This is a genomic window from Streptomyces coeruleofuscus, assembly GCF_039532725.1.
Lineage (GTDB): Bacteria > Actinomycetota > Actinomycetes > Streptomycetales > Streptomycetaceae > Streptomyces > Streptomyces coeruleofuscus.
The window spans coordinates 1,513,752-1,537,302 of record NZ_BAAASE010000001.1 but is presented as its reverse complement, the minus strand read 5'-3'; the positions used below and the strand labels follow the sequence as shown (position 1 = coordinate 1,537,302).

General features: G+C 71.7%; 24 protein-coding genes. 11 read left to right on the top strand and 13 right to left on the bottom strand.

Annotated elements, in window-relative coordinates; genetic code table 11:
• Positions 1-390: 390 nt before the first annotated feature.
• A complete protein-coding gene (locus ABFX81_RS06740; RefSeq protein ID WP_428837136.1) occupies positions 391-1,311 on the bottom strand; it encodes a cation diffusion facilitator family transporter in 921 nt (306 codons plus the stop codon).
• Positions 1,312-1,471: 160 nt separating this feature from the next.
• Between ABFX81_RS06740 and ABFX81_RS06735 the strand changes: the two genes are divergently transcribed.
• Both ABFX81_RS06735 and ABFX81_RS06730 read left to right on the top strand, forming a co-directional pair.
• A complete protein-coding gene (locus ABFX81_RS06735) occupies positions 1,472-2,494 on the top strand; it encodes a glutathione S-transferase C-terminal domain-containing protein (RefSeq protein WP_086855213.1) in 1,023 nt (340 codons plus the stop codon).
• Between the two features lie 38 nt (positions 2,495-2,532).
• Positions 2,533-2,829, top strand: coding sequence for a DUF4235 domain-containing protein (locus ABFX81_RS06730; RefSeq protein ID WP_086565167.1), 297 nt, complete (start codon positions 2,533-2,535; stop codon positions 2,827-2,829).
• Between the two features lie 133 nt (positions 2,830-2,962).
• On the opposite strand, the gene ABFX81_RS06725 is transcribed toward ABFX81_RS06730, so the two are convergent.
• Together ABFX81_RS06725 and ABFX81_RS06720 are read right to left on the bottom strand one after the other, a co-directional pair.
• Positions 2,963-3,355, bottom strand: a complete 393-nt coding sequence (locus ABFX81_RS06725) for a VOC family protein (protein WP_086855214.1) — start codon at positions 3,353-3,355, stop codon at positions 2,963-2,965.
• A 79-nt stretch (positions 3,356-3,434) separates the two neighbouring features.
• The gene (locus ABFX81_RS06720) at positions 3,435-3,899 is read right to left on the bottom strand and encodes a pyridoxamine 5'-phosphate oxidase family protein (RefSeq protein ID WP_086855215.1); all 465 of its coding nucleotides are present in this window, start codon (positions 3,897-3,899) and stop codon (positions 3,435-3,437) included.
• Positions 3,900-4,681: 782 nt separating this feature from the next.
• Between ABFX81_RS06720 and ABFX81_RS06715 the strand changes: the two genes are divergently transcribed.
• A complete protein-coding gene (locus ABFX81_RS06715) occupies positions 4,682-6,295 on the top strand; it encodes a hypothetical protein (RefSeq protein ID WP_346137741.1) in 1,614 nt (537 codons plus the stop codon).
• Positions 6,296-6,415: 120 nt separating this feature from the next.
• On the opposite strand, the gene ABFX81_RS06710 is transcribed toward ABFX81_RS06715, so the two are convergent.
• From ABFX81_RS06710 to ABFX81_RS06685, 6 genes are all read right to left on the bottom strand, one after another.
• Positions 6,416-7,666: a cytochrome P450 family protein gene (locus tag ABFX81_RS06710; RefSeq protein ID WP_086855216.1), complete on the bottom strand. Its 1,251-nt coding sequence runs from the start codon at positions 7,664-7,666 to the stop codon at positions 6,416-6,418.
• Positions 7,663-8,268 carry an ATP/GTP-binding protein gene (locus ABFX81_RS06705; RefSeq protein ID WP_086855217.1) on the bottom strand — a complete coding sequence of 202 codons (606 nt, stop codon included), beginning with the start codon at positions 8,266-8,268 and terminating at the stop codon, positions 7,663-7,665. The genes ABFX81_RS06710 and ABFX81_RS06705 overlap by 4 nt, the downstream gene beginning before the upstream one ends.
• Complete coding sequence (locus ABFX81_RS06700; protein WP_078650896.1) at positions 8,249-8,620, bottom strand: DUF742 domain-containing protein; 372 nt, start codon at positions 8,618-8,620, stop codon at positions 8,249-8,251. Before ABFX81_RS06700 ends, ABFX81_RS06705 begins: the two co-directional genes overlap by 20 nt.
• A complete protein-coding gene (locus ABFX81_RS06695; protein WP_003994857.1) occupies positions 8,617-9,027 on the bottom strand; it encodes a roadblock/LC7 domain-containing protein in 411 nt (136 codons plus the stop codon). Before ABFX81_RS06695 ends, ABFX81_RS06700 begins: the two co-directional genes overlap by 4 nt.
• 5 nt (positions 9,028-9,032) lie before the next feature.
• Positions 9,033-10,763, bottom strand: a complete 1,731-nt coding sequence (locus ABFX81_RS06690; RefSeq protein ID WP_346137740.1) for a sensor histidine kinase — start codon at positions 10,761-10,763, stop codon at positions 9,033-9,035.
• Positions 10,764-11,014: 251 nt separating this feature from the next.
• On the bottom strand, positions 11,015-11,959 hold the full coding sequence (locus ABFX81_RS06685) for a helix-turn-helix domain-containing protein (protein WP_086852059.1): 945 nt from the start codon (positions 11,957-11,959) through the stop codon (positions 11,015-11,017).
• A gap of 71 nt (positions 11,960-12,030) precedes the next feature.
• On the opposite strand from ABFX81_RS06685, the gene ABFX81_RS06680 reads away from it, so the two are divergent.
• The gene (locus ABFX81_RS06680; RefSeq protein ID WP_086852057.1) at positions 12,031-12,981 is read left to right on the top strand and encodes a zinc-binding dehydrogenase; all 951 of its coding nucleotides are present in this window, start codon (positions 12,031-12,033) and stop codon (positions 12,979-12,981) included.
• 110 nt (positions 12,982-13,091) lie between these two features.
• Here ABFX81_RS06680 and ABFX81_RS06675 read toward each other — a convergent pair whose 3' ends face one another.
• Positions 13,092-14,198, bottom strand: a complete 1,107-nt coding sequence (locus ABFX81_RS06675; protein ID WP_086852055.1) for a zinc-binding dehydrogenase — start codon at positions 14,196-14,198, stop codon at positions 13,092-13,094.
• Positions 14,199-14,222: 24 nt separating this feature from the next.
• On the bottom strand, positions 14,223-15,677 hold the full coding sequence (locus ABFX81_RS06670; RefSeq protein WP_086852053.1) for an aldehyde dehydrogenase family protein: 1,455 nt from the start codon (positions 15,675-15,677) through the stop codon (positions 14,223-14,225).
• A 103-nt stretch (positions 15,678-15,780) separates the two neighbouring features.
• Here ABFX81_RS06670 and ABFX81_RS06665 point away from each other — a divergent pair, with 103 nt between their 5' ends.
• From ABFX81_RS06665 to ABFX81_RS06650, 4 genes are all read left to right on the top strand, one after another.
• A complete protein-coding gene (locus tag ABFX81_RS06665) occupies positions 15,781-16,218 on the top strand; it encodes a MarR family transcriptional regulator (RefSeq protein WP_086852051.1) in 438 nt (145 codons plus the stop codon).
• Positions 16,219-16,424: 206 nt separating this feature from the next.
• A complete protein-coding gene (locus tag ABFX81_RS06660; protein ID WP_086852049.1) occupies positions 16,425-16,805 on the top strand; it encodes an anti-sigma factor antagonist in 381 nt (126 codons plus the stop codon).
• Positions 16,806-17,081: 276 nt separating this feature from the next.
• Positions 17,082-17,744, top strand: a complete 663-nt coding sequence (locus tag ABFX81_RS06655; protein WP_086852047.1) for a DUF4230 domain-containing protein — start codon at positions 17,082-17,084, stop codon at positions 17,742-17,744.
• Between the two features lie 113 nt (positions 17,745-17,857).
• The gene (locus ABFX81_RS06650; protein WP_086852044.1) at positions 17,858-18,400 is read left to right on the top strand and encodes a VanZ family protein; all 543 of its coding nucleotides are present in this window, start codon (positions 17,858-17,860) and stop codon (positions 18,398-18,400) included.
• A gap of 6 nt (positions 18,401-18,406) precedes the next feature.
• Here the strand turns inward: ABFX81_RS06650 and ABFX81_RS06645 are convergent, their stop codons facing one another.
• Together ABFX81_RS06645 and ABFX81_RS06640 are read right to left on the bottom strand one after the other, a co-directional pair.
• Positions 18,407-18,643, bottom strand: a complete 237-nt coding sequence (locus tag ABFX81_RS06645; RefSeq protein ID WP_086852042.1) for a hypothetical protein — start codon at positions 18,641-18,643, stop codon at positions 18,407-18,409.
• 66 nt (positions 18,644-18,709) lie between these two features.
• Positions 18,710-19,519, bottom strand: a complete 810-nt coding sequence (locus tag ABFX81_RS06640) for an SDR family oxidoreductase (protein ID WP_086852040.1) — start codon at positions 19,517-19,519, stop codon at positions 18,710-18,712.
• A gap of 121 nt (positions 19,520-19,640) precedes the next feature.
• On the opposite strand from ABFX81_RS06640, the gene ABFX81_RS06635 reads away from it, so the two are divergent.
• The 3 genes from ABFX81_RS06635 to ABFX81_RS06625 all read left to right on the top strand — a co-directional run bounded on the left by ABFX81_RS06635 (position 19,641) and on the right by ABFX81_RS06625 (position 23,532).
• Positions 19,641-20,681, top strand: a complete 1,041-nt coding sequence (locus ABFX81_RS06635) for a PHP domain-containing protein (protein ID WP_346137739.1) — start codon at positions 19,641-19,643, stop codon at positions 20,679-20,681.
• A 51-nt stretch (positions 20,682-20,732) separates the two neighbouring features.
• On the top strand, positions 20,733-21,398 hold the full coding sequence (locus ABFX81_RS06630) for an HAD family hydrolase (protein WP_086852036.1): 666 nt from the start codon (positions 20,733-20,735) through the stop codon (positions 21,396-21,398).
• 955 nt (positions 21,399-22,353) lie between these two features.
• Positions 22,354-23,532 (top strand): aromatic acid exporter family protein, encoded by a 1,179-nt coding sequence (locus ABFX81_RS06625; protein WP_086852234.1) that lies wholly within the window; start codon positions 22,354-22,356, stop codon positions 23,530-23,532.
• Positions 23,533-23,551 lie beyond the last annotated feature (19 nt).

Genomic DNA, 23,551 nt, shown 5'->3' with positions numbered 1-23,551 from the left:
CAGGCCGCCGGGCAGAGGTCGCCCCTCGGGCAAGCCGCCGGGCAGAGGTCGCCCCTCGGGCAAGCCGCCGGGCAGAGGTCGCCCCTCGGGCAAGCCGCCGGGCAGAGGTCGCCCCTCGGGCAAGCCGCCGGGCAGAGGTCGCCCCTCGGGCAAGCCGGCAGCGGTCCGCCGCACAGGCGCCATGTCTCCGGCCGCAGGGGGCGAAGCGGCCACCGCCCGTCCGGCCGGCGCCCGGGACGCCGGGCGCGCCCCGTGGTCGCTCCCTCGGGACCGCCCGAACGGCGGCCCCCGGAGCGGGCCGGACAGCCGAAGCCGACCACCCTGCGGGGTGGTCGGCGAAAAACTTCTCCGGGGCGTTGCATGAACCGTCCGCGACGGGGCACGCGAGGGTCAGGCCCCGCCGCGTTCCCCCGTCGCGGCGGGGCTTTCCCCTGCCTCCCGCGCGCGACGGTCGGTGACGTCGAGGAAGATCTGGTCGGCCTCGGGGACCGTTCGGGCTATGGAGCGCTTGATGCGGACCGCGACGTCCTCGACGTGCTCGCTGTCCAGGCCGGGCACGAGGTCGACGCGGGCGGCCACGAGGGCCGAGTCGAGGCCCGTCTTCATGGTGAACAGCGCCTCCACGCTGTCGATCTCCGGCTGTGCCCGCAGCAACTCCCGGATCCGCCCGCTCGCCTCCCGGTCGGCCGCCTCGCCGATCAGCTGGTCGCGGGCGTCACGGCCCAGCCGGTAGGCGACGTAGACCAGCAGCGCGCCGATCGCCAGGGAGGCGGACGCCTCCCAGACCACCTGGCCCGTGACCATGTGCAGCGCCATACCGGCGATGGCGAGCGTGACGCCGAGCACCGCGGTGCCGTCCTCGGCGACGACCGTGCGCAGGGCGGGGTCGCGCAGCCCGGCGACGGTGCCGCCCTGCCGGCGCACCTGGTACAGCGCCCGCAGCAGAGAGGCGCCCTCCGCGAGGAGGGCGATCCCGAGCACGATCAGACCGGCGACATAGCCGCCGAGTTTCTCCTCCCCTCCGCTCACCAGGGCCTCGATGCCCTGGAAGAAGGAGAAGCACCCGCCCATGACGAAGATCCCGACGGCCGCGAGGAGCGACCAGAAGAACCGCTCCTTGCCGTAGCCGAAGGGGTGACGCCGGTCGGCGGGGCGGCGGCTGCGGCGCAGTGCCGCCAGTAAGAACACCTCGTTCATGCTGTCGGCCACCGAGTGGGCCGCCTCCGACAGCAGTGCTGGCGATCCCGCGGCCAGGCCGCCGACCGCCTTCGCCGCCGCGATCACGAGATTGGCGGCGAGCGCCACCAGCACGGTGACGCGTGTCCTCCGATCAGTTCCTTCTGCACTCACCCACGCCGATTGCCCCGGTCGGCGGTGCTCACACCGTGCCGTCGGCGGAAAAAGGGGAACGCGTTCACCAGGGCACACGCACGACAAGCAGGCCACACGTACGCCGAAGGAGGGCATCCCCATGAGCCGCGACGACGACGGCGGCAACAGCTCCTACGGAAGGAGGTCGTTCAAACGGTCCAAGGCACACTTCACGGACCGGATCACCGCCGACGGCCGGGACGGCTGGCCGGTGGAGGCCGGCCGCTACCGTCTGGTCGTCAGCCGCGCCTGCCCGTGGGCGAGCCGGTCGCTGGTCGCCCGGCGGCTGCTCGGCCTGGAGGACGCGCTGTCCCTGGCCGTCGCCGACCCGATCCAGGACGACCGCAGCTGGCGCTTCACGCTGGACGAGGACGGCCGCGACCCGGTCCTCGGCATCCGCTACCTCAGCCAGGCCTACGACCGGCGGGAGACGGACCACCCCGGCGGTGTCAGCGTGCCGGCGATGGTGGACGTGCCCAGCGGGAAGCTGGTCACCAACGACTACCAGCAGATCACGCTCGACCTCGCGACCGAATGGACGGCGCTGCACCGGGAGGGCGCGCCCGACCTGTATCCGCTGAAGCTGCGCGACGAGATCGACGAGGTGATGGCGGACGTCTACGAGGACGTCAACAACGGCGTGTACCGGGCGGGTTTCGCCACCGAGCAGGAGGAGTACGAGACCGCCTGCGCGGGCGTGTTCCGGCGGCTGGAGCTGCTCACGGACCGGCTGGAGCGGCAGCGGTACCTCGTCGGCGACACCATCACCGAGGCGGACATCCGGCTGTTCACCACGCTGGTCCGCTTCGACGCGGTCTACCACGGTCACTTCAAGTGCAACCGCTGGAAGCTGACGGAGAACCGGGTGCTGTGGGGCTATGCCCGTGACCTCTACCAGACGCCCGGGTTCGGCGACACCGTCGACTTCGACCACATCAAGCGCCACTACTACCAGGTGCACACGGGCATCAACCCGACCCGCGTCGTGCCGCTGGGCCCGGACCTGTCCGGCTGGCTGACCCCGCACCACCGCGAGGAACTGGGCGGCCGGCCGTTCGGTGACGGCACGCCGCCCGGGCCGGTCCGCGCCGAGGAGCGGGTCCCGGCCGCGGGCACACCCTGACCACTTTCCACCCACCCTCACCGATCAAGGAGATTCACGTGGCCAAGAAGAAGAAGCTCCCCTTCGCCTACCAGCCCCTCGGGTTCGTGCTGGGCTGGTCGAGCGGCTGGCTGGCCGGGCTGGCCTTCCGCAAGACGTGGATGGCGATCCGGAACGAGGAGGACGCTCCCGACGCTCTGGACAAGGACCGCGGCTGGGGCGAGATCCTGCTGGCCGCCGCGGTCCAGGGCGCCATCTTCGCCGTGGTGCGCAGCGCCGTGGACCGCGCGGGCGCCAAGGCCATCGAGCGTTCCACCGGCACGTGGCCGGCCGGGGAGAAGGGCGGACGCGACTGAGAACGACGCGGCCCCGCCCCGCCGGTGCGGCGGGGCGGGGCCGGCCTGTGCGGGGCCGCCGCGCCTCATCTGTTGATCCTTGCCCGCACGGAGATCGCGGGAGCGCCGCCGGCAACCGGCCCGCCGCCTCCGGTCAGCCCTGTTTGGGCGCGGTCGGTGCGGTGCGGCGCAGGACGAAGGAGTGGCCTGCCGGGTCGGCGTAGCCCCGCTCCTCCAGGGGGCCCGAGGCGTCCTTGGCCTCCAGGGGGCGGCCGCCGAGGGAGATGACCCGGCGTTCCACCGCGTCGAGGTCGTCCACCACGAACTCCAGGTGGGCCTGGAGGGAGTTCTCTGGGCGGGGCCAGCTGGGCGGTGTCGCGTTGACGTCCCGGCGCAGGGCGACGCGGAAGCCGTCCGCGCCCTTGATCTCCACCCGGTTGGCGGTCGCGGCCGCCTCTTCCCCTTCCAGCAGCTCCTTGTAGAACACGGCGAGCTTCTCGGGCTCGGCACAGTCGAGCACCAGGACACCCGCTTTCACCAGTGCCATGTCTCCTCCGCAGGATTCCGGCCGCGGGGCGGTCGTGCCCCGCGGCCCTGTACCTTGCGGTTATCCCGGTCCGGCCGATTCAGTCGACCGTCAACCACCGTCCGTCGCGCATGAGTTCGCGGCCGTCCAGTTCGTTGGCCTCCCGCCAGGCCTGCACCCGCTGCGGCACGACGCGGAAGTAGAGGTACGGCGTGGCCAGCCCGCGGGGGTCGAACCCGGTCTTGGCGGCGAAGAGTTCGGCGTCCTGCTCGGTCAGCTCGCCGGGCTGGACGGTCTGCACGGTGCCCTCGACGAGCACGACGTCGCGGGTCGGCCCGATTCCGACACGGGCCCGGCCGGTCGCGGCCAGATTCCGTCCGGTGGGGCTCGACGCGGGGGTGGCGAACAGCAGGTACGAGCCGTTCCAGAGGAAGGACAGCGGGACGAGGTACGGCGTCCCGGACGTCCCGTCGGCCGTGGCGACCCAGGCGTCCACGTCGTGCTCCAGACGGTGCAGGGTGTCCTTCTTGCGCTGCTCAGCGCTGCGTGCGGGTTCGGACGTCATCGTCGGCAATCCTCCTGAAGCGTCGTCAACTGACGCTCACCAGTGTGACGTTCCGAGATTGCGGAGGCACGGCGGACAAGCCGATGCCGGGTGCGGGACGAGGGAGTATACGCAGCTCATGCGGTTCGGGCAGTAACGGAGATCACGGCAGGGTCACGGAATGGCTCATTCACGTCGTGGGCAGCCTCGTACCGCTTATCGGTTCAACTTTCGGACTGCGAAGCCCAGTTCGAGTGTGCGGGCGGTCACGGCACCGTCCGCCAGCAGGGGTGGGGGGACTCTGCGTTCCGTCTCCCGAAAGGAAACGCATGCCTCAGGACGTCCGGTTCGACCTGCCCTTCGACACCCCGGTCAGCTACCCACACGCCTCGGGCGAAGCAGCGCATCTCGGATCCAGGGGTCGCGCTACGCCTGACGGGCCGCGAGTGCTTCCTGATCAACACAACTGAGGCCGCGATGCAGGTGCTCGCCTTGCAGCAGGAGTGCCGTCATCGCAGCAGTCGTGCCCCTCGCGGTCGTTCGTAGCAGGAGCCAGAGCCGGTCGCGTGAGTCCGGCTGTCCGGCGAGGCCGTCGCGGAAAGTACAGAAGATTCCCGGACACGGCCGGTCAACGACCACGGTCGATCGATTCCGTTGCCAGGACCACAGCTCATTGGGAGACCGGTGTGAAATCTCGAGTCGCAGGTGCTGTTCCGAAGGCGTCCGCCGACAGCTCGCTCCCGGCGCAGCCAAGCGCCCAGCTCCACCCCACGGAGGCAGGGAACACCCTGGCCCGCCTCTTGGTGAAACACATCGATGGGAGCACGGAGCAGTACCGAAGGTCCCAGAACGCCGCTCAGCAGCGGCTGAACGCATTCGGCTCCCCCCACTCCAGCACCACGCTGCATGTGGAGGGAGCCCTCCATCTGGCGCGGCCCGCGTTCCTCCCGCCCGACGAGGAGGGCTACGCCAGGCTGAGGCACCTCGACACCAGCCTGCGCATGATCGAAGCAGCCTTCCCCCAAGTCAGCACCGACATCGAGGTCTGCAGACTGACCTGCACGATGCTGGAAGGGGCCTGGAGGAGCCGGGCCCTCACCCCGCCGCGCGAGGAGGAGCAGACAAGCGTCTGCGCCTGCCCTCTGTGCCGTCGGCTGCCCACGCCACCCGCACGCACGCTGGACGACTACCGTTGGCGGCAGAGCGCCGGTCGTCCCCTCACCGTCAAGACCTGGCCAAACCGCCGGGAACTCGACAGCGTCCTGACCGGTGGATGGTCCTGGACCCGGCAGATGAACGACCTGGAACGAGACCTCGGCCACCGCCACCGCTTCGAGGACGACATCCTCGTCTTCCACGAATACAAACGCGTGATCGACACCATCGACACAACGCGCCTCACCCAGCACGTCGAAGGCCGCCTGGCCGAGAATTTCAGCACCAACAGCGCACGGGCCCTGGTCTCCGGACTCTTCGCAGCCCACAAGCGATCCGTCGACGAGTACTGGCTGCAACAGCACGACGCGGGCAGCGTCGTGCTCCCCCAGACCAACCCGCTCAACCAGAGCACCTACTCAGCCCTTCAGATGCTGGACTGCCTGTTCTGGCACGTCGCCCCCGACACCGAACTCTGGCAGGAAGAGAACCTCGCCTCCCTGCTGCTGTGCCGCGTCATCGACGACATGGCCGATGTACGAGCCGACGCCCTCACCGGCGAGATCAGCAACTTCTGGCTCGCCGACATGCCCGCCCACACCAAGGCGCTCTACGCTGCCTGCGCGATAGCCCTCGTCAAGTACGGCTGCATGCCCGAGGCCCACAGCCCGATGTGGAACACCTGGCTGATGACCACCACCGTCGTCTGGATGGGGCTCACGGGCCGCCACGCCCTGTGGTTCGACGGCATCACCCAGGGCCTCCCCCCGGCCGAGGAGTGCCCGCTGTGCGACCTGCAGCCCAACCCGTGCACCGGCATCCTCACCCACGGCACCACCCTCACCATCGCCCCGCGGCCCACCGCACCAGCACTGAGCACCCGGGCCGTCGAGCTGTCCGCACGCTGTCGAGCCCAGTACCCCCGGACATGGCCCCTCTTCGACGCCGAGCTCCATGCCTTCGAAGCACTGCACGGGCCCTGGTACGGCAACACGGACAGCACATGGGAGATCTTGCGCCGCACCTACATCGCCGCCGTGGAGGCGTCCAGCGCCGCACCATCGACGGACCGCGCCCGTCATGTCCAACAAGACGCCGGCGTCGTCGGATCCGAGAGGTTCCACACCCTGCACGACCCTCAGACCGGGAGGGAAGACACCGCACTGCTCGCCTACATGTTCGGCTGTGCCCACCCGCACTTCCTCTGGAACGCCACGGGACACCGTCCCACGGGCGTCGCAGGCGACTGGCTCGACGGCTGACGCCTCGACCCTGAAGGCTCGGGCCGAGGCCGAGCGGACTGGGCGTGTGAGCCACCGCCTGCACCCACGCACGGCGTTGCCCGGCCGGAAGCCGGCCGGGCAACGGTCTGCCGGCGTGGCCTAGACGGCGAACTCGACCGGCAGGCTGTCCAGCCGGGACTCCCACGTGGAGGCGGTCGAGCTGAGTTCTTCCGGCGGTACGGCCAGGCGCAGGTCCGGCAGCCGGTGCAGCAGGACGTCCACGCCGATCTCGATGATGGACTGGCCGATGTTCTGCCCCGGGCACTCGTGCGGTCCGGAGCTGAAGGCCAGATGCGACTGGTTGCCCTGCACGGCGACGGCCGAGTCCGGCCGTACCTCCGGGTCGAGGTTGGCGGCGGCCAGGCCCAGGATGAGCAGTTCTCCCTCCTGGACGTGATGGCCTCCGAGCTCCAGGTCGGCGGTTGCGAACCGGCCCGGCAGCACGGACAGCGGCGGGGTGTCCCACATGACCTCTTCCACCGCTGAGGAGATGTTCAGCTCCCCGCTCACCAGACCGGACAGCCGGGCGGGGTCGGTGAGGATCCGTTGCAGGACCCGGGCCAGCAGGTTGCTGGTGGTGGTGTGCGCGGCGATCAGCACCAGGCGCAGATGGCTGACGACCTCGTCGTGGTCGAGGCCGGCCGGGTGCTCCAGCAGGGCCGTGGCGAAGTCGGAGCCCGGCTCGGCCCGCTTGCGCTCGGCGAGTTCCGCGAGGATCTGCATGATCCGGTCGTTGTGCTCGAGGGCGCCCTCACCGCCCTTGAAGACCTCGGCGCACGACTCGATCAGGCGTAGCCCGTCCGCCGCGGGAAGGCCCAGCATCCTGGTGAGCACGAGCATCGGCAGTTGCTCGGCGTATTCGGCCACGAGGTCGGCGCGCCCGGCGTCGGCGAACGCGTCGATCTGCTTGTTCGCGAAGTACGTGACGTGCCGCCGGATGCCCCGGACGGCCGCCGCCTGCAACCCGTCGGTGACGGCGCCGCGCAGCCTGCGGTGCGGTTCGCCGTCCTGGGACACACAGTCGGGGCGCCAGCCGACCATCGGCATGATCGGCGAGGTCTCCTCGATCCGGCCCTCCCGCCAGTCCCGCCAGATCCGCGCGTCCCGGCTGAACTGGCGGGGGTTGTTCAGCACCCGCCGGTTGTCGCGGTATCCGAGGACGAGCCAGGCGGGCACGTCGCCTTCGAGCAGCACCGGCGCGACGGAGCCGTGTTCCTTGCGCAGCCGCTCGTAGATGCTCCCCGGGTCGGTCGCCGCCTCCGGCCCGTACAGCCGGGTCAGGTCGGTCCCGTGGTGGGCGACGGGGCAGCCTCGCACGGCCTGGAGCTCGTTTTCGGTCTGATCGTTCATCGGGGCTCCAGGGCCACGGCCGAGCGTTGCTTCAGGTGGTGGATCAGGGCGACGAGGACGTCCCGGCTGGAGGCCCGGTCGCGGGCGTCGAAGGCCACGACCGGGGTGTGCTCGGGGATGTCCAGTGCGTCCCTGATCTCCTCGACCGGGTAGTTCCGGGAGTCGGGGAAGACGTTCAGCGCGACGACGAACGGGACGTCCTGCCGCTCCATCTCCTCGATCGCCCGGAAACTGGATTCCAGGCGGCGCGTGTCCACCAGGACGATCGCGCCCAGCGCACCCTTGAACAGCCCGTTCCACAGGAACCAGAACCGCTCCTGGCCCGGCGTGCCGAACAGGTAGAGCACCAGGCTCTCGTTGATGCCGATCTTGCCGAAGTCCAGGCTGACGGTGGTCTGCGTCTTGTCGGCGACGCCGATGAGGTGGTCGACGTCGACGCTGGCCTGGGTGAGGGTCTCCTCGGTGGTGAGCGGCTTGATGTCGCTGACCGACCGGACCATGGTGGTCTTCCCGGTGCCGAACCCGCCGGCGATCATCACCTTCACCGAGCGGGCGTCCCCGGCCGCCCGCCCTCCGGGTTGGTCAAAGCCTTTCAAGTCCACTGAGTACCTCCTCAAGGAGCGCGAGGTCGGGCCCGCGGCCGGCGTCGTGTGCCGGGATGGGGTTACGGGCTTCGACGCGACCTGCGTCCAGCAGGTCCGACAGCAGCACGGCGAGAATGTTGAAGGGCAGCCCGAGGTGGGCGCCGAGTTCGGCGACCGACAGCGGATCGCGGCAGCGGCGGAGGATCTCCTCGTGCTCGTGCTGCATGCCCGGTAACGGGGCGGCTCGGGCGACGACGAGGGTCGCCACGTCGAGGCTCGACGCCGAACCGCCCGGTCCGCTGCGTCCTCCGGTGAGGACGTAGTAGCGCTCGAGACCGGACGGGTCGGACGGCCTGCGGGGAGCACTCATCCAGAGTGCTCCTCCAGGCGCGGAGTGGTGCCGAGAAGCTCACCCATCCTGCGGGCCAGGTCCCTCATCTGGTGCCCGAGCAGGCCCTGGTCGAGGCCCTCCCTGGCGAGGACCCCGAGGTAGGTCTCCACACCGGCCCGGACGACGAAGAGGTGCCCGCCGTCGACCTCGATCATCGCGAGGCGCAACTGCCCGGCGTACTTGGGGAACTGCTCGGCGACCGGCTGGGCCAGCGCCTGGAGGCCGGCCACCACGGCGGCGAAGCGGTCGACGTCGTCGGGGTCTTCGGCGCCGTAGGAGGTGATGGCCTTGCCGTCGCTGGAGGCCACCAGGGCGAAACGGATCTCCTGGATGCTCTCGACGAGATCGCGGAGCGCCCAGCTCACATCTGTTCCTTGCTGCGTCATGAGGACTAGTCGCTCTCTTGGGTGCGGTGCTCTGTGAACTCGCGGCCGGCGAGGGTGTCGCGGTCGTCGGCCGCCTGGGACGCCTCCGCGGCGTCGCGGCCGGCGGTGGCGAAGGCCGCGAGGCCGGAGAAGGAGGCGTCCGGCGGGACGGCGGAGACGGCCGTGCTCCGGTCGCTCCGCTCGGCCTGCCTGGGCCCGTCCGTCTCGTTCCGCTTGCTGCGGCGCCGGGGCAGTCCACCGGGAGTGGTCTCCACGGCCTCGGACTCCGCGGCCGGTGACGGTGCGGTGACCGTCTCGTCGCGGGCCGGGGCGGGCGCGGCGGGGCGGGCTTCCGGGGCGGGCGCGGCCTGGGTGGGCGCGGCCGCGGGCAGCGGGCTGAAGTACTTGTGCGGAACCACGACCACCACGGAGGTGCCGAGCCACGGCGAGTCCGCGAAGGTGACGCGGATGCCGTAACGGCGGGCGAGGGCTCCGACGACGCGCAGACCGATGCTCGCGTCCTCGGTGATGCCGCCGAGGCCGGCGCCGGGCGCGGTCCCGGCGAGGGCGTGCTCGGCCTCGCGCTTCTTCTCCTCGCTCAGGCCCTTGCCGGAGTCCTGGATCTCGATGCCGACGCCGTTGGGGACCTCCTTGCCGGAGATGAGCACCGGCTCGGTGGGCGGCGAGTAGCGGGCCGCGTTGTCCAGGAGGTGGGCGAAGATCAGCGTGAGGTGGTCCACCAGGCCGCCGTCGACGCCGAGTTCGGGCAGATGGCGCACCTGGACGCGGTGGAAGTCCTTGATCCGGCCGATGCCGCCGCGCACCACGCTCAGCAGCCGCTGCGGTTCCTGCCACTGGCGCCCCGGGCGGTCCGAGCCGCCGAGCACACCGATGCTCGCGGCGAGCGAGTCGGCGGGGCCGAGTTCCTGGTCGAGCTCCATCAGACCGCGGGCGACGGCCGGGAGCCTGCCGTGCTCGCCCTGCATCTCGTGCAGCCGGCCGCGGAGCTTGCTGGTCAGCACGTGGATGCGGTTGCCGATGCTGATCACGGCCTGCTCGGCGGAGGTGGAGCGGTCGAACTCCGCCTCCAGGCCGACCAGGGCGGTGCGCAGCAGCTTGCGCAGTTCCGCTTGGAGGTCGGCGCTGACCTTCGCGCACTGGTTGACGGTCGGCAGGACGTCGTCGATGGCCTCGCCGGAGCGCAGCTTCTCCATCGCGTCGGGCAGTTGCTCGTCGGCGAGCCGGGTGACCGCGGCGAGTTGGTGGGTGAGCTGCTCCTGCCAGACCTCGGCCTGGTCGGCGAGCTGGGCCTCGTAGGACCTGGCCTGCTCGGTCAGCCGTTCCTCGTACGCCCGGGACTGGTCGGCGAGCTGCGACTCGTACGTGGCGCTCTGGTCGGCGAGGTGCCGTTCGTAGGCCGCGTTCTGCTCGGTGAGCTGGGACTCCAGGGTGGCGCGCTCGGCCGAGAACTTCCGTTCCAGGCCCGCCACATGCTGCTGCCACTGCGCGTTGTGCTCGGCCTGCGTGGTGCGGAAAGAGCCCTCCGCCCGGTGCAGTCGGGCCCGGGTGCGCAGCAGCAGGCGTACGCACACGGCACCGGCCGCCGTCGCCGCTACACCGGCGACGGCCGTGGTTATTCGCTCCGAGCTCATGAACGTGGCGGCTACGGTCCCGCCTCCCAAGCCCAGCGGCATCAACCACCAGCTGTACCAGGCGACAGGGGCCCGCGCCGCCGGTGGCGGAGTGGCGAGTTCCATCTGCATCCTTCGAAGCAACACGATCGAACGGGGGGGGTGTGGATCGCACTCATGAGTACGCACCGCGAGTCGACCGGACGCGATCGCGTCAACTCGCAGCGCCGATCGGAACCTTATCGGGTTTGAACCCGAAAGGATCAAACCCGACCCCCGGCGGAGGTGAGGGTTCCGTCACGCTCCGCCAGAAAGCAACAGGTCGACAAATGGCTTTGCTCGCTGCCCAGTTGGGCGTGAGACCGGGCCCTGCCTGGTCAGCGCGTGGTCTGGAACGTGCGGCGGTAGGCCTGCGGGGTCACCCCGATCGCCGCGTTCAGGTGCTGGCGCAGGGAGGCGCCGGTCGCGAAGCCGACCCGGCCCGCGATCTGGTCCACCGTGAGGTCGCTGGACTCCAGCAGATGCCGGGCGCGCGCCACCCGCTGCTGGATGAGCCAGCGGCCGGGGCTGAGGCCCACCTCGTCGTGGAAGCGGCGGGCGAAAGTGCGCAGGCTCATCCGGGCGTGGCCGGCGAGGTCGGCCAGGGTGAGCGGTTCGCCGAGGCGTTCCAGGGCCCAGGAGCGGGTGGCCGCGGTGCTCGCGGCGCCCTGTTCGGGGACGGGCTGTTCGATGTACTGGGCCTGGCCGCCGTCCCGGAACGGCGGGACGACGCAGCGGCGGGCGACGGTGTTGGCCAGCCTGCTGCCGTGGTCCTTGCGGATCAGATGCAGGCAGATGTCCACCCCGGAGGCGGCTCCGGCGGAGGTGAGGAAGGGGTGGTCGTCGACGAACAGCACGTCCGGGTCGAGGTCGACGTGCGGGAACATGCGCCGGAACCGGTCGGCGACCTGCCAGTGTGTGGTGGCCCTGCGCCCGTCGAGGAGCCCGGCGGCGGCGAGGACGAAGGCGCCGGTGCAGATGGACACGATGCGCGTTCCGGGGCGGATGAGGGCGAGCGCGGCCAGGACCTTGTCGGGCACCCGGTCACTCAGACGGTCCGGCGCGACGGGCGCGATCACCACGGTGTCGGCCGTGGCGAGGGCTTCCGGGCCGTGTTCGACGGTGACGCCGAAGTCGGCGTCGGTGCGCACGGGTCCGCCGTCCACGGAACACGTCAGGACCTCGTACCGGCCGTCGGCCGCGCCGAGGATCCGGCTGGGGATGCCCAATTCGAACGGGTACACGCCGTCCAGGGCCAGGACCACCACTCGTTCACGCCGCATGGCACGATCCTATCGAAGGTTGGCCTTTCTGCCATTGGCGGACCGGGCGCGGAACGGCACGCTGGGACACCATGAGCCCACGGAACACGATGCGAGCCATCAGCCAGGACGTCCTCGGCGGTCCCGAGGTCCTGAAGGAAGTGGAAGTCGAGCGCCCGGAACCCCGGCCGAACGAGGTGCTGGTGCGGATGCGGGCCGCCGGGGTCAACCCGACCGACTGGAAGCACCGCGCGACCGGCGGCTTCCTGGGCGAACCACCCTTCGTCCTGGGCTGGGACGTCTCCGGGGTGGTGGAGGCGGTCGGCATCGGCGTCGCGGCGTTCGCGCCCGGTGACGAGGTCTTCGGCATGCTGCCGTATCCCTTCGGGCACGGCTCGCACGCCGAGTACGTGATCGCTCCCGCCCGCGCCCTCGCGCGCAAGCCGGCCGGGATCGACCACGTCCAGGCGGGCGCGCTGCCGCTGGTGTCGCTGACCGCGTGGCAGGCACTCGTCGAGCACGCGGACCTGAGGTCAGGACAGCGGGTGCTGATCCACGCCGCGGCGGGCGGGGTCGGACATGTGGCGGTGCAGATCGCGAAGGCGCGCGGCGCCCATGTGATCGGCACCGCGAGCGCGGGCAAGCACGAGTTCCTGCGGGAGATCGGCGTGGACGAGGCGGTGGACTACCGGGAGACGGACTTCACCGAGGCCGTGAAGGACGTCGACGTCGTCCTGGACACGATCGGCGGCGACAACTCCCTGCGCTCGCTGCGCGTTCTGCGCCCGGGCGGGGTCGTGGTGTCGATCCTGCCGGGGGGCTCGGACGACTTCTACGAGGAGGCCGGGCGGCTCGGTGTGCGGGCGGTGCGGATGCTGGTCGACGCCGACCGCACCGGCATGGAGACGATCGCGGAACTCGCCGGAACGGGCAGGCTCCGCGCCACGATCGCCGGTACCTTCCCGCTGGCCGCCGCCGCGGAGGCCCACGCCTCGGGCGACACGGGCCGGACGACGGGGAAGCTGGTCCTGGTGAACGACTGAGCGCCCCAAAGGGGCGCGGGGAACTGCGCGCCAAGCCACGGCAAAGCCGCCCACGCCGGTCCACCGCACCCCTCGAGCTCTCATGCGAACGGCCGTGACAGCCGACCGCGTCAGAACATCAGAACCGGCTTGATCGTCTTGCCCGACCTCATGTCCTGCACCGCCCGGTCGATGTCCCCGAAGGGATACGTGCCGATCAGGCGGTGCAGCGGGAGCCGCCCGTCCTTCACCAGGCGGACCAGGGCCGGGATCATGGTCTGGGTCTCACTGTCACCGAGGGTGAGACCCACGATCCGCTTACCCCCGAGCAGCCCGTTGACGTCCAGGGCGACCTCCGTGCCGAAGGGCGGGGCGCCGACCACGACCAGGGTGCCGCGGGCGGCGAGCGCGTCGACGCCCTGGCGCAGGACGCCGACGTTGCCCGTGGTCTCCACGACACCGTCCGCGCCCTGACCGCCGGTGATCTCGGCGAGGGCCGGGGCGAGGTCCGTCCCGCTCGTGTCGACGGTGTGCGTGGCGCCCAGCTCCGTCGCCAGGGAGAGGCGCTCGGCGACCCGGTCGACGGCGACGATCCGCGTGGCCGGGGTGAGGGCCGCCGCCATCACGGCCGACAGGCCGACCGCCCCGGCCCCCAGGACGACGACCGTGCTGCCCGTGTCCGGCTTCAGGACGTTCCAGACGGCACCCACACCGGTCTGCACGCCGCAGCCCAGCGGGGCGATGGACTCCAGCGGCACGTCCGGGTCGACCTTGACGAGGCTGCGCTCGTCGGCCAGCGCCCGCTCGGCGAAGGAGGACTGGCCGAAGAAGTGCCCGCCCAGGGCCTGACCCCCGCGGCTGATGGTGTGCGTGCCGTCGGCCCGGCTGCCGCCGAGCAGGTTCAGCGGCAGCCAGGTCGCGCAGTACGCGGGGTGCCCGCCACGGCAGTTGCGGCAGTCGCCGCAGGAGGTGAAGGAGAGCAGGACGTGGTCGCCGGGCGTGACGCCGGTGACGGCGGAACCGACGGCCTCGACGACGCCCGCGCCCTCGTGGCCGAGGACCCCGGGCAGTGGGAAGGGCAGTCCGCCGCTCGCCACACCGAGGTCGGTGTGGCACAGGCCGGTGGCGACCATGCGGACCAGCGCCTCGTGCGGGCCGGGTGCGTCGAGGACGACGTCGGAGAGGGTGAAGGGCGCGCCGCCGGACTCGACGACCGCGGCACGGGTGGTGGTGGGCATCGCAAGAGCTCCTTGACGACTGTCTCAGTCGAGCGAGACGACGACGGACTTGACCTTGGTGTAACCGGCGAGGGCCTCGGGCCCGTACTCGCGGCCGTAGCCGGAGTCCTTCACGCCGCCGAAGGGCACGGCGGGGTCGAGCATCGCCCAGTCGTTGACCCAGACGATGCCGGCCTGGAGCCGGTCGGCGACCCGGTGCGCGCGGGCGAGGTTGGTGGTCTGGACGCCCGAGGCCAGCCCGTAGGAGGTGGAGTTGGCGAGGGCGACGGCCTCGTCCTCGTCGTCGAAGGGCTGCACGGTGAGGACCGGGCCGAAGATCTCCTCCTGGATCACGCGGGAGTCGTTCGACAGGTCGGCGATGACGGTCGGCTTGTAGTAGTAGCCGCCATCCAGGTCGAGCCGCTCGCCGCCGCAGACGATCCGGGCGCCCTCCTTGCGGGCCAGGGCGACGTACTCCTCCACCTTCTTCAGGTGCTTCTCGGCCGCCATAGGGCCGATGACCGTGGCCGGGTCGCGCGGGTCGCCGATCGGTACGCCCGGGACGGCCTCGGCGAGGATGCCGAGCAGCGTCGGGTACACCGAGCGGGCCACCAGCAGGCGCGGTCCGCCCATGCAGAACTGGCCGGTGTTGAAGACGAAGCCCTTGATGACCGCGCCCACCGCCTTCTCCAGGTCGGCGTCCTCGAACACGAGGTGGGCCGCGTTCCCGCCGAGCTCCATGGTGACGGGCTTGAGCGCCTCACCGGCGACGCTCGCCACGTGCCGGCCGATCGCGGTGGAGCCGGTGAAGGCGACCTTGTCGACACCGCGGTGGCGCAGCAGCGCCTCGCCGGCCACCGGCCCGCTGCCGGTCACGACGTTGACCACGCCGTCGGGCACCCCCGCCTCCTGGAAGAGCCGGGCCATGTACAGGGCGCTCAGCGGGGTCTCGTCGGCGGGCTTGTGGACGACGGTGTTGCCGGCCGCCAGCGCGGGGCCGATCTTGCTGCCGGCGAGGATCAGCGGGAAGTTGAACGGGGTGATCGCGGCGACCACGCCGAGCGGTTCGCGCCTGGTGTAGGCGAGGGCGTTCATGGGGGTGTCGCGCAGGGCGCCGTCCTGGCTCTGCGCGAGGTTCGCGAAGTACTCGTAGTCGTTGGCCGCGTTCGTCACGTCGACCGCGCCGCACAGCGTGATCGGCTTGCCGACGTCGAGGCTCTCCAGCGCGGCGATCTCGTCGGCGTTCTCGCGGATCAACTGTGCGACGCGGTGCAGCACCCGGCCCCGCTCGCGGCCGCTCAGACCGGACCAGGCGCCGTCGTCGTAGGCCTCGCGGGCGGCACGTACGGCCGCGTCGACGTCGGCCGGGCCCGCCTCCGCGACGGTGGTGACGACCGTGCCCCGGGACGGGTCGACCACCTCGGTGCGCGCCCCGTCGGCGGCCTCGCGCCACTGTCCCCCGATGAACAGCTGCCCGGGTTCCCTCTCGAAGGTGGTCATCGCCACTCCTCAGCGTCGTCGCCAAGTTTTCAATAAACAGGATTCCTGTTGGTTCGCAGTCTCATTACAGACAGGTTTCCTGTCAATGGTCTAGCCTGCATCCATGCTGGACGCACAAGTGACCAAGGCGCCCCCTTCCCTGCTCTACATGGTCAAGCAGGTGGAGCTCGTCGTGCGCTCCCATCTGGACGAGCTGGTCAGACCCTCGGGCATAACCGCTCTCCAGTACACCGCGCTGACCGTGCTGGAGCGACACGACGGGCTCTCGGCGGCCCAGCTCGCGCGCGACTCCTTCGTCACCGCGCAGTCCATCGCCGACCTCGTCCGCTCCCTGGAGGGCCGCGGGCTGGTGCGCCGGGAGCGCAATCCCCGCAACCGCCGCGAGCTGCTGATCCTGCTCACCGACGCCGGCCGGGAGCTGCTCGCACGGCACGCCGGGCCCGTCCGGGAACTGGAGGAGCGGATGGTGCGCGACCTCACGGCGCACCAGACCGAGCAGTTCCGTCAGGCGCTCGCCAAGGCCTGGCACTCCCTGTCGTAGCCCGGGACGCACACCGGCGAACACGCCCGCGCTCACACCCGCGTACGCCCCCGCGCGAACCTCGGCCAACTCGGGCGCAATTCAGAGACATATGTCAATCGAACATGCTCAAATTCACTCGTTGGAGGGTAACTTGCAGGGCGGGGAACGGTTCTGAGGACCGCGACCCCTCCCCACGCACGGAGCAGGCTGGAGGCGATCTCGTCGTGCGGCAGGAACCTGCACCGCTCACCCGGCATCTGCGCGTGCGACAGGAACGGGGGCACACGGTGCTGGAGCTCCGCGGCGAGATCGACCTCGCCGCGGCCACGGAGATCGCCCCGCACCTGGACCGGGAGACGAACCGCCGCGCCGCCCGGGTCGTGATCGACCTCAGCCGGATCGAGTTCTTCGACTGCTCGGGCCTGCGGTTGCTGTACCGGGCCAGGAGCCGGGTGCTCGACCGGGACGGGCAACTGCTCCTCGTCTGCGCCCACCCGCTGACGCTGCGCGTCCTGCGGATCACCGGCCTGTCCCGGCTGCTGCCCCCGCAGCCGACGCTCGACGCGGCCCTGGAGCAGCCGGAGGCGGCGTCCGGCTCGGTGTGAGCCGGAGGCGGCGTCCGGCCCGGTCTGAGCCGGAGGCGGCGTCCGGCCCGGAGTGAGCCGGAGGCGGCGTCCGGCCCGGAGTGAGCCGGAGGCGGCGTCCGGCCCGGAGTGAGCCGGAGGCGGCGTCCGGCCCGGAGTGAGCCGGAGGCGGCGTCCGGCCCGGTGTGAAGCCCGAGTGCGCCCTGCCGTGCTTCCGCCGACATCCTCCCCTCCTCAACCGACCGGTCTGGCAAGGCTCGTGGCGGGCATCCGGACAGTAGGAAGGAGGGCCGTCGCATGACGACTCCCGTCAAGCCTCTCCCCAGGCGCGTGCCCGGCTGGGCGAAGGTGGTGGGCGCGCTGGTGCTGGTGCTCGTCGTGTTCTTCGCCGGGATCCGGTTGAGCGTGATCCCGGGCCTGAAGGACCTGTTCGGCACCGACACCCACGACCGGTCCGGCCCCGCGCTGCTGAAGTCCGTCCAGGACCTCAGCCGTTACGACGCCGCCTCCGGCAACTTCCAGGTCGTCGTGGACCTGGAGAAGGACGCCAAGTTCCTCCCCGACGCGATCCGCGGCACCCGCACCCTGTACGTCGGTGCGGGCACCGTCGACGCCTACGTCGACCTGGGCAAGGTCGGCGACGACGACGTACAGGTCAACGGCGACCGCACGTCCGCCACGCTCCGGCTGCCCCACGCGCGACTGGGCCGGCCGGCCCTCGACCCCGACCGTTCCTACGCCGTCTCCAAGCAGCGCGGTCTCTTCGACCGCCTCGGCGACCTCTTCTCGGACAATCCCAACGGCGAACAGGCCGTGCAGAAACTCGCCGTACGGCACATCGGCGACGCGGCGAAGGAGAGCGAGCTGACCGCCCGCGCCGAGACCAACACCAGGAGCATGCTCGAAGGCCTGCTGCGTTCCCTGGGGTTCAAGGAGGTACGCGTTTCGTACGGGAACTGAGGGCGCGGTGAAGCATGGGGACACCGTGGCCGGGAACGGCCCGTGGCGGCATTGTCGGCGCGGCTGCGGGTAACCGCCCTATCACTCAGGGAAGTTGAAGACTGGAGGATAGAATGGCCGGTGCAGCCTCACGTCTCCGTACGGCCGGCCCCGGCCGTGAGCGACGCCCGCTGCCGCTGCCCGTCCGGCTGCTGGCGATGCTGTGCGCCTTCGCCTTCATGGTGGCCTTCGCCGTGGTGCTGGCCCGGCTGACCCTCCAGCCCTCGCCCGCGTCGGAGGCGCTGACCCACACCAATCTGCATCCGGGCCGCTCGCTGAAGGCCTATCTCGACCAGCCGGAACTGCGGGACGCCGTCCGGCAGGTCGGCGGCAACATCCTGCTGGGGGTCCCCTTCGGTGTCCTGGTGCCCGTCGTCGCGCCGCGCACCCGCGGCATCCTGCGCCTGCTGCTGCTGACCGCCGTGGTCATGCTGCTGGTGGAGTTCGCCCAGGGCGCGCTGGTCACCGGCCGTGCCTTCGACATCGACGACGTCATCCTGAACACCACGGGCGCGCTGATCGGTTATCTGCTCCTGGGCCGCCGGATGAGCCGCGCGGTCCATGCGCGCGGGCCCCGCGGCGGCCGGGCGGGGAAGAAGCCGGCCCAGCGCACTTAGCAAGGCCTAGTGCACGGTCCAGGTGAACTTGTCGCCGCCGACCCAGCGGACCACGTCCGGATCGTCCAGGTCGTGGACCGTGATGCCGAACGCGGCGGCGGCCGCCAGTACGTCGGTGACGGTCTTGGCCTCCCCGACCACCTGGCCGTCGATCTCCACGATCCGGAACGGCGGTGTAGTCGGCTGCACCCCGAGCACCACGATCCGCGGGTGGGATATGTACGGGCTCGCGCTTTCGGTCATGCATCGAGCGTAGAGCGCAACCGGCGGTAGTGCGGAGTCAAGCGCCGGCGGGATCAGCCGGTCCGCTCAGGGGCGGCGCCAGTCGTCGCTCGTCAGGTGCGAGCCGGCCTGCGGGCCCATGCGGAGCATTCCGCCGTCGACGCTCCAGGAGGCGCCGGTGACGTAGGAGGCGTCCTGACCGGCGAGGAAGGCGATGACGGCGGCGACCTCGCGGGCGTCGCCGGGCCGTCCCAGCGGCACGCCGGGGCGGCTCTCGGTGTGCGGGTCGGTGTCCTCCTGCCCGGTCATGGGCGTGGAGATCTCGCCCGGGGCGACGGCGTTGACGGTGATGCGGTACTCCGCGAGTTCGAGCGCCATGACCTGGGTGAGCAGACCGAGACCGCCCTTGGCCGCGCAGTACGGGGCGGCACCCACGCGCGGCTGGTGCTCGTGGACGGACGTCACGTTGACGATCCGCCCGCCGTCGCCCTGCCGGATCATGTGCCGGGCCGCCTTCTGCCCGCACAGGAACGGCCCGACGAGATCGACGTCGAGGACCTCGCGCACGTCGGACAGTTCCAGGTCGAGGAAGGGCGTCATGGTGCCGGTGCCCGCGTTGTTCACGAGCACGTCGATACGGCCGAGGCGCTCGCACAGCTCGTCGACGGTGTCGGCGGCCTCGGGCAGCCGGGTGAGGTCCATCCGGGCGACCTCGGCCCGTCGCCCGTGCGCCCGGACCTCGTCGGCCGTCTCCTCCGCTCCCTTGTGGTCGCTGTGCCAGGTGATGCCCACGTCCATGCCCGCCTCGGCCAGCTGTACGGCGGTGGCCCTGCCGATGCCGGAGTCGGCGCCGGTGATCAAGGCGGCCTTGCTGCGGGGCGTGGTGGGGGCGGACATGGGGCCTCCTCGTCGGCGCGTTCGGGACGAGGCATCGCAGTACCCGGGTGCGTACCGGGCAAACCACGCGCCCGTCGTGCGGCCCGCCGGGTGCTGGGGAACCCTTGTGGTGGAGGTGGCGATGGACCCCGTCGAGGCACTGGACCGGATCGCCTTTCTGCTGGAGCGGTCCCTGGCGCCGACGTACCGCGTACGGGCCTTCCGTACGGCGTCCCGGGTGCTGAAGGAGCTGGGCGAGGAGGAGGTGCGGCGGCGGGCGGACGCCGGGTCGCTGGAGTCGCTCAAGGGGGTCGGTCCGAAGACCGCGCAGGTGGTGCGGGAGGCACTGACCGGTGAGGTGCCCGGCTATCTGCGGAAACTGGAGGGCGAGGCGAAGGAGCCGCCGGCCGTACGGGGCGGCGAGAAGCTGCGGGCGCTGCTGCGCGGCGACTGCCATCTGCACTCCGACTGGTCGGACGGCGGCAGCCCGATCGAGGAGATGGGCCGGGCCGCGGCGGCGCTGGGGCACGAGTGGGCGGCGCTGACCGACCATTCGCCGCGCCTGACGGTGGCGCGCGGGCTGTCGGCCGAGCGGCTGCGGGAGCAGCTGGACGTGGTGGCGGAGCTGAACGAGACCTGGGCGCCGTTCCGGCTGCTGACCGGCATCGAGTGCGACATCCTCGAGGACGGCTCGCTCGACCAGGAGCCGGAGCTGCTGGACCGGCTGGACGTCGTGGTGGTGTCGGTGCACTCCAAGCTGCGCATGGACGCCCGGTCGATGACCCGGCGGATGGTGGCCGCGGTGCGTGATCCGCACTCGGACGTGCTCGGGCACTGCACGGGGCGGCTGGTGACCGGGCGGGGGCGGCCCGAGTCGGAGTTCGACGCGGACGAGGTGTTCGCGGCGCTCGTGGAGACGGGCACGGCCCTGGAGATCAACAGCCGGCCGGAGCGGCTCGACCCGCCGCGGCGGCTGCTGCGCCGGGCCGTGGAGGCGGGTGTGCTGTTCTCCGTCGACACCGACGCGCACGCGCCGGGGCAGCTGGACTGGCAGATCAACGGGTGCGCGCGGGCGGAGGAGTGCGGAGTACCGCCCGAGCGGGTGGTGACGACGTGGTCCCTGGACGAGCTGCTGGCCTGGACCCGTGAGCGGCGGGTGCCTTCCGGCGTGACAGGCGGCTGAGGTGGTACCCGGGCGGCCTGGGAGCAGGCCGTAGAGGAAGGGATCGCACGCATGGCGAAGGCGGAACGGGCGGCCGTGTTCGACGTCGACGGCACGCTGGTCGACACCAACCACCTGCACGTCGTGACGTGGTGGGAGGCCTTCCGCCAGGCGGGCCACGACGTGCCGATGCACGCCGTCCACCGGGCCGTGGGCCTGGCCTCCACCGACCTCGTCGCGCACCTGCTCGGCGAGGACCGGGACACCGACCAGGACGCGGCGATCAGCGCCGCCCACAAGGCGCTGTACGGGCAGTACTTCGACCGGCTGCCCGCGCTGCCGGAGGCGGGACCGCTGCTGCGGCGGCTGCACGGGGACGGCTGGGCCGTGGTGCTGGCCACCTCGGCGGGCGGCGCGGAGCTGAGCGCGCTGCGCCGGGCGATCGACGCGGACGACGCCATCACCGCCACGGCCAGCGCCGACGACGTGGACGCGGGCAAGCCCGCGCCCGAGCCCGTCGAGCACGCCCTCGACCTGGCCGGGGTGCCGGCGGAGCGGGCCGTCTTCGTCGGGGACACCGTGTGGGACATGCGGGCGGGCAGCCGAGCCGGGGTGCGCTGTGTGGGCGTCCTGTGCGGCGGCATCCCGCGCACCGACCTGGAGAAGTCCGGCGCGGACGCGATCTACGCCGACCCCGCGCACCTGCTGTCGTCCCTGCGGGACAGTCCGCTCGCATGAGCCGACGTGAAACCGCCGGTCACGCGGATACTCGCAGCGCATGACGCGTGTGACGAGTGCTGTTCGACGGGCGGCTCGCATCTTCGGCCGCCGGAAGGACGGAGCCGCGGCGGCGAACGACACCCGCCCGACCGGGCAACCGGCCCGGGGAACACGACCCGACGAGACGACCGGCAGCCGGACGACCCGGGGAACAGCCCCCGAGGAGACGAGCGACGACCGGACAGCCCGGGGTACGACCCCCGACGAGGCACCGGACGGCCGCAGGGCCCGAGAGACGCTCCGCGACACGACGACCGACAACCGAACGACACGGGACACACCCCCCAACCAGGCACCCGACGACGCCACAACCCGAGAAACGCTCCCCCACACGACGACCGACAACCGAACGACACAGGAGACACCCCCCAACCAGGCACCCGACGACCCCACAACCCGAGAAACACTCCCCCACACGACGACCGACAACCGAACGACACAGGAGACACCCCCCAACCGGGCACCGGACGACCGCACGGCCCGAGAGACGCTCCGCGACACGACGACCGACAACCGAACGACACAGGAGACACCCCCCAACCGGGCACCGGACGACCGCACGGCCCGAGAGACGGGTCATGGCAGGGAGACGGACAGCGGGGCAGCCCGGGAGACGGGACCCCGCAAGGCCACGGACGTCCCGTCGGCGCGGGGGACGCACGCCCACGAGGCGACCGGCAGCCGGACAGCCCCGCAGACGCAGTCCCACGAGGCGGCCCGCAGCCGGACAGCCCCTGAGACGGCCCGCGACCACGCAACGGACAACGCCCCGCCGCGGAAAACCCAGCGCCGCAAGCCGACCGACCGCCAGACCACCCAGGGGACGCCGCCCGGCACAGCGGCCGGTAGCCCGTCGGGCCGGGGCGGCAAGGTCATGGACAGCCGGGCGGCCGCCGATGCGCTGCGGCAGCGTATGGGGGATCTCGGGCAGGGGGTCCGTGCCACGCGGCCGCTGGACGCCGTGCGGCGGGAGGCGGGCAGGGCCGTGGAGGCCGTCCGGGCCGCCTGGCGTGGGCCCGGACGGGAGCGGGACCTGGTCGTCCAGTCGCTGAAGGCCGCCGCGGCGGCGGTGATCGCCTGGCTGGTGGGCGGCGTCTGGATGGGAGACCCGCTGGCGCTGATGGCGCCGTGGGTGGCGCTGGTGCTGGTGCAGGCCACGGTCTACAGCTCGCTGGTGCAGGGGGCGCGGCAGTTCGGGGCGATCTGCGTCGGCAGCGTGCTGGCCTCGGCGGCGCTGGCCCTCACCGGCGACACGACGGGCGCGCTCGCCCTGTCCGTCCCGGTGCTGATGCTGCTCTCGAACTGGCCTCGCTTCGGGGACCAGGGCATCTACGCGGCGACCACGGCCCTGTTCACCCTCACGTCGGGCGCGGTCGGCATGTCCGGTGTCGCGCACCGCATCGGCCAGGCGGCGCTCGGCGCCGTCATCGGCGTCGCCGTCAACGCGCTCGTCCTCCCGCCGATCCATCTGCGGGACGTCCGGGAGAACCTGGCGACCCTCGCCCGGGAATCGGGCGACGTCCTGCGCTCCGTCTCCGCTGACCTGCGCCACGGTGACTGGGACGCGCAGACCGCCGCCGGCTGGCTCAACGCCTCGGCGCAGCTGGAACGCCGCCTGGACGCACTGCGCTCGGCGCGCCGCTGGAGCCAGGAGAGTCTGCGCCTGACCTACGGCCCGCTGCGCGCCCTGCACCGCGTCCCGCACATGCCCCTGCCGCCACCGGACGAGGACGAACGCCTCTGCCGTGTCACCAGGCACGTCACCGCCCTGACCCGGGCGCTGGCGGTGGCCGTGGACGACAGCCGGACGCCCGCGCCGCCCGAGGGCCGGACCCTGAGCTCGTACGCGGAGCTGCTGGAGCTGCTCGGGGACGTCTGCGGCGCGGAGGCCGACCGGCTGCTCGACGGCAGCGTGGACCCCCGCCGGGGCGACGAGAGGGAGGAGAGGATGCGGGAGCTGCACCGGTACTTGCAGGAAGGGCTGCGGGAGCACGCCGGGATGGGGGCCGAGCACACGGCGGTGCTCGGCACGCTGCTGCTCCAGGCCGAGAACCTGTGGGCGGAGGTCCTTCCGGAGCACGAGAGCCAGTGACACACATCACCGCGAGAGC